The 13,764-nt window shown below is 58.4% G+C and carries 10 protein-coding genes; 7 read left to right on the forward strand and 3 right to left on the reverse strand.

The window, feature by feature from the left end; all coding sequences use genetic code 11:
* Nucleotides 1-64: 64 nt before the first annotated feature.
* Nucleotides 65-1,258, reverse strand: a complete 1,194-nt coding sequence (gene malE, locus ACEQFP_RS09885) for a maltose/maltodextrin ABC transporter substrate-binding protein MalE (RefSeq protein ID WP_005297273.1) — start codon at nt 1,256-1,258, stop codon at nt 65-67.
* A 492-nt stretch (nt 1,259-1,750) separates the two neighbouring features.
* Here malE and malK point away from each other — a divergent pair, with 492 nt between their 5' ends.
* The 6 genes from malK (at nt 1,751) to ACEQFP_RS09915 (ending at nt 9,188) form a co-directional block, all read left to right on the forward strand.
* A complete protein-coding gene (malK, locus tag ACEQFP_RS09890) occupies nt 1,751-2,860 on the forward strand; it encodes a maltose/maltodextrin ABC transporter ATP-binding protein MalK (RefSeq protein ID WP_005280771.1) in 1,110 nt (369 codons plus the stop codon).
* Between the two features lie 131 nt (nt 2,861-2,991).
* Nucleotides 2,992-4,266 (forward strand): maltoporin, encoded by a 1,275-nt coding sequence (locus ACEQFP_RS09895; protein WP_005280774.1) that lies wholly within the window; start codon nt 2,992-2,994, stop codon nt 4,264-4,266.
* A 109-nt stretch (nt 4,267-4,375) separates the two neighbouring features.
* Nucleotides 4,376-5,302: a maltose operon protein MalM gene (malM, locus tag ACEQFP_RS09900; RefSeq protein WP_035597795.1), complete on the forward strand. Its 927-nt coding sequence runs from the start codon at nt 4,376-4,378 to the stop codon at nt 5,300-5,302.
* A 519-nt stretch (nt 5,303-5,821) separates the two neighbouring features.
* Nucleotides 5,822-6,328: a chorismate lyase gene (ubiC, locus tag ACEQFP_RS09905; protein WP_035597793.1), complete on the forward strand. Its 507-nt coding sequence runs from the start codon at nt 5,822-5,824 to the stop codon at nt 6,326-6,328.
* A 37-nt stretch (nt 6,329-6,365) separates the two neighbouring features.
* The gene (ubiA, locus tag ACEQFP_RS09910) at nt 6,366-7,217 is read left to right on the forward strand and encodes a 4-hydroxybenzoate octaprenyltransferase (RefSeq protein WP_005280785.1); all 852 of its coding nucleotides are present in this window, start codon (nt 6,366-6,368) and stop codon (nt 7,215-7,217) included.
* A gap of 294 nt (nt 7,218-7,511) precedes the next feature.
* Nucleotides 7,512-9,188, forward strand: a complete 1,677-nt coding sequence (locus ACEQFP_RS09915) for an OFA family MFS transporter (protein ID WP_370558310.1) — start codon at nt 7,512-7,514, stop codon at nt 9,186-9,188.
* A 51-nt stretch (nt 9,189-9,239) separates the two neighbouring features.
* On the opposite strand, the gene plsB is transcribed toward ACEQFP_RS09915, so the two are convergent.
* On the reverse strand, nt 9,240-11,696 hold the full coding sequence (gene plsB, locus ACEQFP_RS09920) for a glycerol-3-phosphate 1-O-acyltransferase PlsB (protein WP_005280794.1): 2,457 nt from the start codon (nt 11,694-11,696) through the stop codon (nt 9,240-9,242).
* Nucleotides 11,697-11,821: 125 nt separating this feature from the next.
* Here plsB and ACEQFP_RS09925 point away from each other — a divergent pair, with 125 nt between their 5' ends.
* Nucleotides 11,822-12,190, forward strand: coding sequence for a diacylglycerol kinase (locus tag ACEQFP_RS09925; protein WP_005280797.1), 369 nt, complete (start codon nt 11,822-11,824; stop codon nt 12,188-12,190).
* Nucleotides 12,191-12,276: 86 nt separating this feature from the next.
* Here the strand turns inward: ACEQFP_RS09925 and ACEQFP_RS09930 are convergent, their stop codons facing one another.
* Nucleotides 12,277-13,734 carry an anion permease gene (locus tag ACEQFP_RS09930; protein ID WP_068871946.1) on the reverse strand — a complete coding sequence of 486 codons (1,458 nt, stop codon included), beginning with the start codon at nt 13,732-13,734 and terminating at the stop codon, nt 12,277-12,279.
* Between the last annotated feature and the right edge of the window lie 30 nt (nt 13,735-13,764).

A 13,764-nucleotide genomic window follows, 5' to 3' on the forward strand; every position in this document is an offset into this window, starting at 1 on the left:
TGGGGATGAGCCCGCCGTCGTGACCTGCGGGGGACAGGTACACGCGCGGCGGGTCAACCTCGGTTTACTTCTTAGTGATACGCTCCTTGGCGCTTTCCAGGGCCTGCGCGACACTCTGGCGACCGTTGATGGCGTTGATGATCGCCGCACGCTCGGCGTACCAGAAGGCGCTCATCTGCGGGATGTTCGGCATGATCTCACCCTTCTGGGCGTTCTGCATGGTGGCTGCGATGCGCGGATCCTTCTCCAGCACCTGCTGGTAAGACTTCAGCGCCACGGCACCCAGCGGTTTATCCTGGTTGACCATGGCCAGGCCACTGTCGGTCAACAGATAGTTTTCGATGAACTCCGTCGCCAACTCTTTGTTCGGGCTGGCCGCATTGATCCCGGCACTCAAGACCCCGACGAAGGGTTTAGAGGGGTGACCCTTGAAGGTCGGCAGCAGGGTGACGCCATAGTTGACGCCGCTCTTTTCGATGTTAGACCAGGCCCACGGCCCGTTAATGGTCATCGCAGTCTGCCCTTTGTTAAAGGCGGCTTCGGCGATGGAGTAGTCGGTATCGGCGTTAATGTGCTTATTCTTCACCAGATCGACCAGGAACTGGAGGCCCGCGCGGGAACCGGCGTTATCGACGCCGACATTCTGGATGTCGTAATGGCCATTGGTATATTTAAAGGCATAGCCCCCATCTGCGGCGATCAGCGGCCAGGTGAAGTAGGGCTCTTGCAGGTTCCACATGATGGCGCTCTTACCTTCGGCGCGCAGCTTCTTGTCGAGCGCCGGGATCTCTTCCCAGCTCTTCGGCGGATTCGGTAGGATGTCCTTGTTATAGATCAGCGACAAGGCCTCGACGGCGATCGGGTAGGCGATCAGCTTGCCGTTATAGCGTACCGCATCCCAGGTGAAGGGATAGAGTTTGTCTTGGAACGCCTTGGAAGGGTGGATTTCGGCCAGCAGGCCGGATTGGGCGTAACCGCCGAAACGGTCGTGTGCCCAGAAGATGATGTCTGGGCCGTCACCGGTGGCCGCGACCTGCGGGAACTTCTCTTCTAACTTATCGGGATGCTCGATCGTGACCTTGATGCCGGTATCCTGCTCGAACTTCTTACCCACCTCGGCCAGCCCGTTGTAGCCCTTGTCACCGTTGATCCAAATGACCAGCTTACCCTCTTCGATCTTGGCTAACGCCGGCCCGGACACGAGCAGCGTGGCCAGGGCGCTGAGCGCGATGGTTTTTAGCGTGGATTTCTTTGTCATAGTGCAGTCCTTGTAGTCCTGTCGGGGAAATGACGAGCGCGGGCCGCCAAGCGGCGGAACCACATCGTACGCTGCGTTCATGGGGCTGTAGCCGCGTGTCGGCCTATGACCGGGAGGCACGAGCTCCGATGTGCTGCCATAGTCAGCGAGCGCCCGCTAATTCTCATCCTCCCCCGCTCTACGCCCTGTAGGCCTTTCTTGTGATCTGCTTAACACAAATTGGTGATCTGTGGGGGATAGCGCAAAATCTCTGGATTGATTTTGCAGTCAGGATCACGATTCCGCCCTCAGAACGCCATCTCGCCCCGCGCCACGCCTGTCGCTATCCTCCTACCCCCTCCGCCAGCAAAAAAGCGTGGATGGATGATCCCAGCATGGACGTTTTTCACGCACCATCGACAGCATTCAATCAGGCGCAGTGTGTTTCTCTTTCCGCCTCCCCCCTTGCGAGGCGCGCTGTGGCCACCACTTTGTAACGGACAGGAGCGGCGCATGGCGAACGTATCACTGCGTAATGTGTATAAGGCGTACGGTGAGGCCGTGATCTCCCGGGATATCAACCTGGATATTGACGATGGCGAGTTCGTGGTGTTCGTCGGGCCGTCAGGTTGCGGCAAGTCGACATTACTGCGCATGATTGCCGGGCTGGAGGACATTACCTCCGGCGATCTGCATATCGGCGGCATCCGCATGAACGACGTACCGCCGGCGAAGCGCGGCATCGGCATGGTATTCCAATCTTACGCCCTCTATCCCCATCTGTCGGTGGCGGACAATATGTCTTTCGGCCTTAAGCTGGCTGGTGTGAGTAAGTCAGTGATCCAACAACGCGTGAATCAGGTGGCCGAGATCCTGCAACTGGCCCACCTGTTGGATCGTCGTCCTAAGGCACTCTCCGGTGGTCAGCGTCAGCGTGTGGCGATCGGGCGCACCCTGGTGGCAGAGCCGGATGTGTTTCTGCTCGATGAGCCGCTCTCCAACCTGGATGCCGCATTACGGGTACAGATGCGCATCGAGATCTCCCGCCTGCATAAGCGCCTGAATCGCACCATGATTTATGTCACTCACGATCAGGTTGAGGCGATGACCCTCGCCGACAAGATCGTGGTATTGGACGCCGGCCGTATCGCGCAGATCGGTCGTCCCCTCGAGTTGTATCACTATCCCGCCGACCGCTTTGTCGCCGGTTTTATCGGCTCGCCCAAGATGAACTTCCTGCCCGTCAAGGTTAACGAGGCGCAGATGGAGCGGGTTCGGGTCGAACTCCCCAATGGCCAGCTTATCTGGTTGCCGGTAGAGGGGGAGGGACTGCGCCCCGGTAGCAACCTGTCGTTAGGGATCCGCCCCGAGCACCTGGTGCCCAGCGATCAGGCGGAGGTGTCCCTCTCGGGTGAGGTGCAGGTGGTCGAGCAACTGGGCAACGAAACCCAGATCCATATTCAGATTCCGGCGTTGCGGCAAAACCTGGTGTATCGCCAGAACGACGTGGCTCTGGTCGATGAGGGCGCCACGCTGGCCATCGGATTGCCGGCGGAACGCTGTCATCTATTTCGCGAGGATGGTAGCGCCTGTCGGCGGCTGTATCAGGAGCCGGGCGTTTGATTCTCTTTCCCTCGATGGCAAGGGGCTGAGGTTGGCCGAGAGAGGAGGGAGAGCGCCGTTGAGTGTCAACCCTGCAATAACGCATTGAAAAGTAATAAAACGCCGTAAGGCATCCCTTAAACAGGAGAACAATGATGAATATGCGCAAACTTCCGCTGGCACTGGCCGTGGCTGGCGTCGTCCTGTCGTCGCAAGCGATGGCGGTCGACTTCCACGGTTATGCCCGTTCCGGTATTGGTTGGAGCTCCAAGGGCGGAGATCAGAAGTGTTTTCAAGCAGATGGTGCTGGTTCTAAATACCGTCTGGGTAACGAATGCGACACCTATGCCGAGCTGAAACTGGGCCAGGAACTGTGGAAGAGTGGCGATCAGAGTTTCTACCTGGATACCAACGTTGCCTACGGTATTGAGCAGGCGAATGACTGGGAGAGCACCAATCCGGCATTCCGCGAGATCAACGTGCAGGGTAAGAACGTGATTACCTGGCTACCCGGTTCGACCCTATGGGCCGGTAAGCGTTATTACCAGCGTCACGACGTCCACATGATTGACTTCTACTACTGGGATATCTCCGGTCCGGGCGCCGGTCTGGAAAACATCGATCTCGGCTTCGGTAAACTCTCTCTGGCGGTCACTCGTAATACCGAGTCTGGCGGCTCTTACTCCTACTTCCTCGATCAGAATAATAAGAGAAAGGTTCAGGATACCGCCAACGATGTGTATGACATCCGCTTGGCCGGCCTACAGACCAACCCTGGCGGCTCGCTGGAGTTGGGCTTCGACTATGGCCGTGCCAACGTCGATGACGGTTATTACCTGGCGCCGGGCGCCAGCAAAGACGGCTATATGTTCACCGCCGAACACACCCAATCGCTGTGGGGCGGCTTCAATAAGTTTGTAGTGCAGTACGCGACCGACTCGATGACGGCCAGCAACAGCGGCCATTCCGGCGGCTCTAGCGTGAATGACAACGGCCATATGATCCGCGTGCTCGACCATGGTGCGATGGACTTCAACGACAAATGGGGCCTGATGTATGTCGCCATGTACCAGAACGTCGATCATGATGTGCAGAACGGGTCGACCTGGTACACCGCGGGTGTGCGTCCGATGTACAAGTGGACACCGATCATGAGCACCCTGTTCGAGGCGGGTTACGACAACGTCAAGTCACAGAAGACAGGCGCACGTAACGAGTTGTATAAGCTGACACTGGCTCAGCAGTGGCAGGCGGGCGATAGCGTCTGGTCTCGTCCGGCGATCCGTATCTTCACGACCTATGCCAACGGTAAGAACAACTGGAAAACCGATCAAGACGGTATTCAGGTTAACACCCAGCCGGGTGATAACCGCGGGGTCGGCGTCCCGGGCTGGTCCTTCGGCGCTCAGATGGAAGCTTGGTGGTAATAGGCTGAGGCGGTGCCTTGTGCTCCGCCCAGATTGCTCGGCCGGTATCGCTTGCCTGATACCGGCCGGCGCGTAAGTACGTTCTGCGTATGACAAAGGAATAATAACGATGAAAAATACCGTGAACCGCATTACTCGCGGCGTGTTGTTGGCCTGTGCGCTCTGCGCCAGCCTGCCAGCGCTGGCCGATACGCTGCAACCGACGGATGTCGCCGCCGCGCCTGAATTAAGTCACGCCACATTGCAATCGCTGCACTGGCAACCGCTGACACCGCCGACGGACACGACCATTACCCTGGGGCCACAGAGTCAAACCCTCAACCAGGGGGAAATTCAGGGCGCGGTCGCGGCCCTGGCCTTACCGGCGAATCGTGGCTCACTGGAGATTACCCTCAGTAGCCGCTTACATAATAAGCAGCTCTATGTTCCCAATGTGTTGGTGCTCGACCAGCACCTGCGCCCGGCGGCCTACTATCCGGGCAGCTATTTTACCTACCGTCAGCCCGGCGTGATGAGCGGTGACCGGCTAGAGGGGACGATGAAATTGACGCCGGTGTTGGGGCAACAGCAGATCTATTTGCTGATTTACACCACGCGTCAGGATCTCACGACTAAGACACAGATGGTCAACCCGGCCAAGGCCTATGCGGCCGGTGTCGGCAATGCGGTACCGGATATTCCCGATCCTTATGCCAGCCATGCGGCACAAGGGGTGTTAACCATTCAGGCACGCGTGGAGCGGCAAAGTGGCAACGTGATGATCGGGGCACTGCTGCCGAGTGGCGATACCCCGGCCGATGTGGTGGTCGGCGGCCAGTCGTCGGCGAACGGCGCGCCACAGAGCGCCCCAGCGAGTATGGCGCCACCGAGTGAGCCGATGTTGGCCGAGACCGCAGCTTACTTCGACCAGAGTATTCGTAGCGCAGTGCGTCAGGGCAACATCGACAAGGCGTTACGTTTGATGAATGAAGCGGAGCGTCTCGGGTCGACCACGGCCCGGGAAACCTTTATCCGCAGCGTAAAAGGCAAGGGTTAACCGGTAGGTGGCGAGCCTCCTACCACACTACGTTACGGATGTGGCTTGATGACTGGTGCGCGCTTGCGCACCTTTTTTTACATCACGGCTGAGAGGCCACATCTGCGCGCCCGTCGGCCTGAAGAGGCGACGCCGATCGCCCGCCGGGACGCGGTATACGACGGCTTATCGCCTTGCCCCCAGTTGCTTGCGCAGCGCTTACCCTGTTGTCTTCCCAATATGTTATCCCGCTGCACCACCTCTTATCTCCGTCACGCTATCGCTCGTCCCCTATTTGTGTTGGCGGCAACCTGGCCGCTTGATGCCTCGCAGGGCTGTGGCATGCTGGCGGGGGCGTGCGTGTCCGGCCACACCGTAATTTTTACTCGATTGTTGTCTTTTGCTATGAAGATTGTTAGGTGAATGGTCATGGATTGCTGCAATACTGCCTCAACTGCCTAATCTGGGGTACACTGAGGCGAAATTTGGCTGACTGGATGCCGTCTCTAAGTGGTATGGCGTGAGGATGAGGTTTACGGCATGGCGGAACAATCGGAGCCATTGCAGGTGCGGTGCTGGCTGCCGTTGGAGCAGGTCACGCTGCCTGCCGAGTACCGTAGCTGGTTGGCGGAGTCGGGGTCGATGACCCATCGTTTGGAGCAGCATTGTACTCATCTCGAGGTGAGGGTACTGCGCGAAGCGTGGGTCGCCGCCACACAACTGAGCGATCACGAGTGTGCACAACTGCCGCAGGGCGAGGCCTACTGGTTGCGAGAGGTCTGTTTGTGTGGCGATGGGGAGCCGTGGCTATTTGGCCGGACCTTGACGCCCGCACAGACGCTAGCGGGCGAGGGGCAGGCATTGCGTCGCTTGGGGAATACGCCCTTGGGGCGCTACCTATTCAGTGGCATTCCCTTACAACGTGAGGCGATCCTGGTCGGGAGTCAGGGTCGGTTGTGGGCACGCAGTAGTCGTCTGCGTGTCTCCGGCCAGTTGTTATTGCTGACAGAGCTTTTTTTAGCGGATGCACCGATGTATGACCGATAATATCCATGAGCGGAGGGAGTAAGACGTGGAGGGAGTCATGACCCAAGGCAAGTGGTTGGCCTATTGCCGCCTGATGCGTATCGATAAGCCGATAGGATCGTTGCTGCTGTTGTGGCCGACCTACTGGGCGCTATGGCTCGCGGGGGGCGGGATCCCTGACGTGAAGTTGCTATTGGTCTTCACCGGTGGCGTCTTCTTTATGCGTGCTGCCGGCTGCGTCATCAATGACTTCGCCGATCGCAACTTTGATGGCCATGTGAAACGGACCTGCCAGCGGCCACTGCCCAGCGGGGCGCTCTCCGTGCGGGAGGCTAAGGCGCTATTTGTCTTACTGGTGGCGCTGTCGTTTGCGCTGGTGCTGACGTTGAACGCCTTGACGATTTGGCTGTCAGTGGCGGCATTGACGCTAGCCTGGATTTACCCCTTCATGAAGCGTTTTACCCACCTGCCGCAAGTCATCCTGGGGATGGCCTTCGGCTGGTCGATACCGATGGCCTATGCGGCGGTGAGTGAGAGCCTGCCGTTGAGCTGTTGGCTACTCTTCGCGGCTAATATTTGCTGGACGGTGGCTTACGATACCCAATATGCGATGGTGGATCGCGACGATGATCTGCGCATTGGCATCAAGTCGACGGCGATTCTATTTGGTCGTTACGATCGCCTGATCGTCGCTCTGCTACAGTTGGCGACGTTGCTGCTGCTATTGTGGGTGGGCCGATTGAACCCGCTTGGCGCCGTCTATTATTGGGGACTACTGCTCGTGGGCGGGGGCTTCGTCTACCAGCAGCGGCTGATCGTGAAACGTGCTCGCCCCGCCTGTTTCCAGGCCTTTATGAGTAATAACTATGTCGGGTTGATCCTCTTTGTGGCGATCTGGCTGGCGTTGTAGTCCTGGTGTTGCGGCGAGGTTTATCCCGCCGCGATTCTCATAATCACGTCATGATTATCATTATTTCACGTTATTCGACCCACATTGATAGCCGTTTCTTGCTATTTCTCCGTGAAAGCATGGGGTAATGATGAAACTGTAATTTAACATTTCATCTTTCTTCGTTACTTGTCACAAAGCGATATGCCAATTCATCGTTGATCGATTTTTAAACAGCAATGGTACGCCTCCTGCTAACTCTGTTGACTCCATCCCGCATCGCGGTGGAGAACGATTGAGAACAGGAGACGCATCATGAGTGTCGAGAATGTCTTAGCGACGACGTTGGTGGAGGGGGATGCGCCAGCGCCGCGCCCCAGCTTCCTCAGCAAGGCGCGTATCATCGCCCGACCAGGGTTTAACCGCTGGCTGGTTCCCCCAGCGGCGCTGGCCATTCACCTATGTATCGGTATGGCCTATGGTTTTTCTGTCTTTTGGCTACCGCTATCGCGGGTATTGGGTGGGAGTCAGCAGTTGGCTTGCCCGGCACAGATGCCCGCCTGGCAGGAGCTGTTTACGACCCAGTGCGACTGGCGCATCTCCATGTTGGGATGGACCTATACCCTCTTTTTTATTTTTCTTGGTTGTTCGGCGGCGCTGTGGGGCAGCTGGTTGGAAAAAGCGGGCCCCCGTAAGGTGGGGCTGGTGGCGACGGCGTGTTGGTGTGGCGGCCTGTTGCTCTCCGCCCTCGGGGTCTATCTGCATCAGCTATGGTTGATCTGGCTGGGGTCCGGGGTCATCGGTGGCATCGGCCTGGGGCTGGGCTACATTTCGCCGGTATCGACCTTGATCCGCTGGTTCCCCGATCGGCGTGGCATGGCGACGGGACTGGCGATCATGGGCTTTGGGGGCGGCGCGATGGTCGGTGCCCCCTTGGCTAACAGCCTCATGAGCTTTTATGCCGCCTCGGGTGGCCAAGGCGTATGGCAGACCTTCCTGACCTTGGCGTTGATCTATCTGGTTTTCATGTTGTGCGGGGCATTGGCATACCGTATTCCGCCGATCGGTTGGCATCCGGTTGGGCAGGCTCCCGCCGTGACGAGCGGCAAGGGGCGCATGGCGTCGCTCTCCTGTGAGGTCCATGTCAGCGTGGCCTGGCGGACGCCACAATTTTGGCTGGTGTGGGCAGTATTGTGCCTCAACGTCTCCGCCGGGATCGGTATCATCGGTATGGCTTCGCCGTTATTGCAGGAGGTCTTCGGGGGGCGCCTGTTGGGTACGGAGCAGAGTTTCGCCGAGTTATCGGTTGGCCAGTTGGCCCAGGTGGCCGCCATCGCCGCCGGTTTCACCGGCCTGTTGAGCCTGTTTAATATCGGTGGGCGTTTCTTCTGGGCGGCGCTCTCCGATCGCATCGGACGTAAGTCCACCTTTCTACTCTTTTTCGCCCTCGGTGCGCTGTTATATAGCGCCTTGCCCTCGCTGGGGGCCCTCGGGAGTGTCGCCCTGTTTGTGCTGGCCTTCTGCCTGATCATCTCGATGTACGGCGGCGGATTCGCCACGGTACCCGCCTATCTGGCCGATCTGTTTGGTACCCAGATGGTAGGGGCGATCCATGGCCGGTTGTTAACCGCCTGGTCGGCAGCGGGCATTATCGGCCCGGTGTTGGTCAATTACCTGCGTGAATATCAGCTGGCGCACGGCGTCGCGCGCGCCCAGGCCTATTCGGTGACGCTGTATATTCTGGCGGGGCTGTTACTGGCCGGTCTGATCTGTAACCTGCTGATCCGCCCGGTAGATAGGCGTCATGCCATGAGTGAGGCTCAGCTGGCGCAGGCGCGCTCGTTGTATAAGATCGATCCGCATGCCCAATTGTGCTGGGCGGCGGATACGCGTAGCCGTCCCTGGGTCGTGTTGGCCTGGTTAGCGGTAGGACTGCCGTTACTCTGGGGATGTTGGATCACCGTGTTACAGGCCAGTCAGCTATTCGGTTAAGGCGTGGGGCGGAAAAGCACACGCCCGGCGAGGCCGGGCGTGTCGAGGGGATTAGGCGTCGGCGTCGCGAGTGCCGTCAGCCTCCTCCAGCGCCGCGAGGCTGACGCTTTCGATGGTCAGCCGGATCTCGGGGGTTAACAGGGCCGCGAGCAGGTTATAGATCTCCAGCGTCTGTTCACGCACCGCGTCGCCGACATCGTTGATGTAACCTTCGGCGCGTAACGTTGCCACCAAGGTGGCGAACACCGCCTTATCGAAGAACTCCGGCGCATTGATGCCGTGTAACACCGAGAGGCGTTGTGCCAGGATGCGACTCTCCTTCTCCAGGGCACCACGGCTGATGCTCGGATTGGCGCTCAGCAGTGAGAAGGTGATGGCATAGCGCTGTAACGTCTCGCGTACCCCGGCCGAAAGCAGCTGGAGGGCACGGATACGCGCCGGGTTGATACTCAATGTGTCATCTTGCAGGCAGATTAACTGCTGGCGGCAGAGCTCATCGATGATCGGGCGCAGCACCTGCGGCAGCTCCTGCGGCGCATAATGCATGAACAGCTCTTGCTTCAACATCGGGTAGATCACCGCCACCTGGCGCAGTAGCTCGGCATGTGAGATCTGGCGGTGGTGGATCACCATGCTGGCGACCAGCGACGGCAGCACCAGCATATGTTGGATGTTGTTGCGGTAATAGGTCATTAATACCGCCTGTTCACGCGGCAGGATGATCAGATCGCCAATATTATCCTGCTCGACTTCGAACTTATTCATCTGCAAGGCATGATCCAACAGCGCCTGGGCGTCGTGCGACGGTAGCGTCGCATCGCTGGCGTAGGGGGCATTCTGCAACAGCTGCAGGTAGCACTCCAACTGCTCCAGCAGTTGCTCGCGGGTCAGCGCACGCTGGCGAGAGGCGAGCAGCGCCGTGGCACACAGGTTCATGGCGTTAGCCGCCGCCGCCTTATTGATGTTGACCATCACTTCTGTGGCGATACTGTTGACGCTAGGGGTCAGCCAATGTGGGCGTTGCGCCTCGATCGGGTCGATCGCCTCACGCCATTCCGGTACGTGGTGATTCAGCCAGACGTTGAGGGAGATCGGCTCGCCGAAGTTGACATACCCCTGGCCCAGGTTGCGTAGCTTACGCAGCCCCCGCACCATCTGCGGCAGGCTCTCCTTCTCTTTGGTCGCGCCGCGCAACTCTTTGGCGTAAGTGGCGACCTCCATCACGTGCTCGTAGCCGATGTAGACCGGTACCAGGGTGATCGGGCGTTTACCGCCGCGCAGCATGGCTTGCAGGGTCATAGCCAAGGTACCCGTTTTGGGTTCCAGTAGACGACCGGTACGTGAGCGCCCACCCTCCATGAAGTATTCGACGGAGTAGCCACGGCTGAACAGTTCGCCGAGGTATTCGCGGAATACCGTCGAGTAGAGCTTATTACCCTTGAAGGTCCGGCGGATGAAGAAGGCGCCGAGGCGACGGAAGATCGGCCCCGCCGGCCAAAAGTTAAGGTTAATGCCAGCGGCGATATGCGGCGGCACCAGCCCTTGGTGGTAGAGCACGTAAGAGAGCAACAGGTAGTCCATATGGCTACGATGGCAGGGCACATAGACGATCTCATGACCGTCCTGCGCTAACTGGCGCACGCGCTCGGCGTTATGGACGTTGATCCCCTGATACAGACGGTTCCAGGTCCAGCTCAGTACCCGATCGGAGAGGCGAACCGCCTCATAGGTAAAGTTGGCGGCGATCTCTTCCATCAACGCGACGGCGTTTTGCTGGGCCTTTTCCCGAGAGATCTTCTTGCTGCGCGCCTCGTCCTCGACAGCCTTCTCGATCGCTTTAGAGGCGAGTAGCTTGTTAAACAGTGCCTGACGATCCGGCAGGCGTGGACCGACGGCGGCCAGACGCAGACGGGAGAAGTGCATACGCGCCACGCGCGCCAGCTTCTGGGCGATGGTCTTGTCGGTACCGTGCTCGTCGGCCATATAGCGCAGGGAGACGGTATTGGAGAAGCGCACGAAGCTGTCGCGTCCTAGCCACAGTACGGCGAAGAATTTCTGAATGCCGTTGAGCAGACGCAGCTGCGGCGCGCCCTTGTGATCTTCGCGGCCTGGCGCTCGACCAAACATCACCGAGACCGGCACCATCTGGATATCCAGCGCGGGGTTATTGCGGTGCAGATCCAGATAATCGAGGAAGAGTTTGACTGAGGCCTGTTTCGGGGCGTAGTAGCGGAAAACACGCGGGCCGTCATCGACGAAGACATAGCGTGGCAGGATGGTGCCATCGATCTCATTGTCATCCAGCGGATCAGGAAGGTCGAGAGCCAGACAACGATCACGCAAGGTCAGTAGGTCGGCCTTGGAATTATAGGGCAAGACATAGAACACCGGCCGAGTGGTATCCAGACGCAACTCGGCGATCGGATCGGTGGGAATGACCTTGCTCTTAACCAGTAATTTAAGCGGTAAATTCAACAGCTTATAATATATTTTACGCCATCCGGACATAAAAGTATCAGCCTCTTGTTAGCAATGCGTGGCAAGGATACCAGAAAGCGGCCTTGAGATCTGTGGTGCCGGGATCACGGGAAGCGGCTAAAATGCCCGACAACGCTTACTGTTATGGATCCTTTATGAATAGTACTACAGGTTTTACTCGTATCATCAAGGCGGCCGGTTACTCGCTGAAAGGACTGCAGGCGGCCTGGCGCCATGAGGCGGCCTTCCGCCAGGAGAGCATACTGCTATTCGTGGCGGTGTTGCTGGCGGCTTGGCTCGACGTATCGGTGGTAGAACGTTTCCTGCTGATCGGCAGCGTCACCTTGGTGCTGATTCTGGAGATTATCAATAGCGCCATTGAGGCGGTTGTTGATCGCATTGGTAGCGAGCATCACGAATTGTCTGGACGCGCCAAGGACATGGGGTCGGCGGCGGTATTTATCGCCTTGTGGTTGGCGCTGTTCGCCTGGGTCAGCATCCTGTGGAGCCATTACTGGCCTTGAACGCAGGGTGCAGCATAAAAAATGACCCCCTGCGGTGAGCAGGGGGTCAGCGTATTAATCAGCGTATGTGCGTGTCGGCTTGCGCCTTAGTACCACAGCGCCATGATCGGCCAACCGATGGCCAGCAGCGCGGTAATGTAAATCACCCCGAAGATGGCCCCTAGACGCCAGTAGTCTTTAGACTTCACATAGCCACAGCCGTAGATGATGATCCCCGGGCCAGTAGCGTATGGGGTCAGACAACCCATCAGGCCGATGGAGAGCACCAGCAGCAGGCACAGTTGATCCATCGGTACACCCGGGATGCTCTGGCCGACGGCCAGGATCACCGGCAGCATGGTCGCGGTGTGTGCGGTCAAGCTGGCGAACAGGTAGTGAGCGAAGTAGAACACCAGCACCAGGGCGATCACCGTTGCGGTCGGTGAGAAGTTGGCCAGATGGGCACCCATGGTTTTGGCAAACCATTCGATGAAGCCTGAGCGGGTCAGGCCGTTGGCCATGACCACCAAAGTAGACAGGTTGACCAGGGTGTTCCAGGCGCCGCTGTACTTGGTGACATCTTTCCACGGCACCACATGCAATGCCAGCATCAGGGCGACGGCGAGCAACGCAACCGCAGTAGCGTTGATGAATTTACCGCCGAAGACCCACAAGGCCAGGCTCAACAGGACCAGGCAGATCAGCGTGATTTCGCGACGGGTCAAGGCACCCATCTCTTTCAGCGCACCACCGGCCCAGGTGGCGACCTGCTCACTGTGGGTGACGGTCGGCTTGTACAGTACGTAAGAGAGCCATGGCGCGACCACCAGCAGTAGCAGGCCGACGGGCAAGAAGCCGAGGAACCACTGTGTCCATGAGATCTGGATACCGGCGATCTTGTTCACGAATTCGATACCCAGTACGTTCGGCGCCGCCCCGGTAACGAACATGGAGGAGCTGATGCTGGTACTGATTACCATCATCCACATCAGGTAGCTACCGATGCGGCGTGAGGAGGGATCGTTGGGGTGAGAGTCGAACAGCGGCGGTAGGTTTTTGATCACCGGGAAGACGGTGCCACCGGTACGCGCGGTGTTGGACGGTGTAAAGGGTGCCAGAAGGATATCAATGATAACAATGGCATAACCAAGAGTAAGCGTTCGCTTACCCATGAATTTAACCAGCAAAAGGGCGATGCGCCGCCCCAGGCCGCTGACCTCATACCCGAGGGCAAAAATGAAGGCCCCGAACACCAACCACACGGTGGTGCTGGAGAAGCCTGCCAGCCCCCATTTCAGCGCCTGCTTACTGGCGTTGAAGGCGGGATCGGCCAATTCTGCAGGGTTGAACAGCAGGAACTGATTACCGATGACGACGATGGTTACGGCGATGAAACTGATAGCGGTCGCCGGGATGGGTTCGAGGATCATCCCGACGATCATGGCGACAAACACGGCAAAGTAATGCCAGGCCTGCGGCGGCATGCCATCGGGGACTGGGATCATAAACATAATCCCCATCACCACGAGGGGCGCGAGTAGTTTCCCTATTTTCTCTTTGGACATAACTGATGACTCCGGTAAGGATGATATTTT

It is taken from the genome of Edwardsiella sp. A.80236, assembly GCF_044540725.1.
In the GTDB taxonomy this organism is placed as follows: domain Bacteria; phylum Pseudomonadota; class Gammaproteobacteria; order Enterobacterales; family Enterobacteriaceae; genus Edwardsiella; species Edwardsiella tarda.

Coding starts and splice junctions, on each gene's coding strand:
- ACEQFP_RS09930 (WP_068871946.1), bottom strand. CDS start 13,734: ATGTCCAAAGAGAAAATAGGGAAACTACTCGCGCCCCTCGTGGTGATG.
- ubiC (WP_035597793.1), top strand. CDS start 5,822: ATGGCGGAACAATCGGAGCCATTGCAGGTGCGGTGCTGGCTGCCGTTG.
- ACEQFP_RS09925 (WP_005280797.1), top strand. CDS start 11,822: ATGAATAGTACTACAGGTTTTACTCGTATCATCAAGGCGGCCGGTTAC.
- ubiA (WP_005280785.1), top strand. CDS start 6,366: ATGACCCAAGGCAAGTGGTTGGCCTATTGCCGCCTGATGCGTATCGAT.
- ACEQFP_RS09915 (WP_370558310.1), top strand. CDS start 7,512: ATGAGTGTCGAGAATGTCTTAGCGACGACGTTGGTGGAGGGGGATGCG.
- ACEQFP_RS09895 (WP_005280774.1), top strand. CDS start 2,992: ATGATGAATATGCGCAAACTTCCGCTGGCACTGGCCGTGGCTGGCGTC.
- malK (WP_005280771.1), top strand. CDS start 1,751: ATGGCGAACGTATCACTGCGTAATGTGTATAAGGCGTACGGTGAGGCC.
- plsB (WP_005280794.1), bottom strand. CDS start 11,696: ATGTCCGGATGGCGTAAAATATATTATAAGCTGTTGAATTTACCGCTT.
- malM (WP_035597795.1), top strand. CDS start 4,376: ATGAAAAATACCGTGAACCGCATTACTCGCGGCGTGTTGTTGGCCTGT.
- malE (WP_005297273.1), bottom strand. CDS start 1,258: ATGACAAAGAAATCCACGCTAAAAACCATCGCGCTCAGCGCCCTGGCC.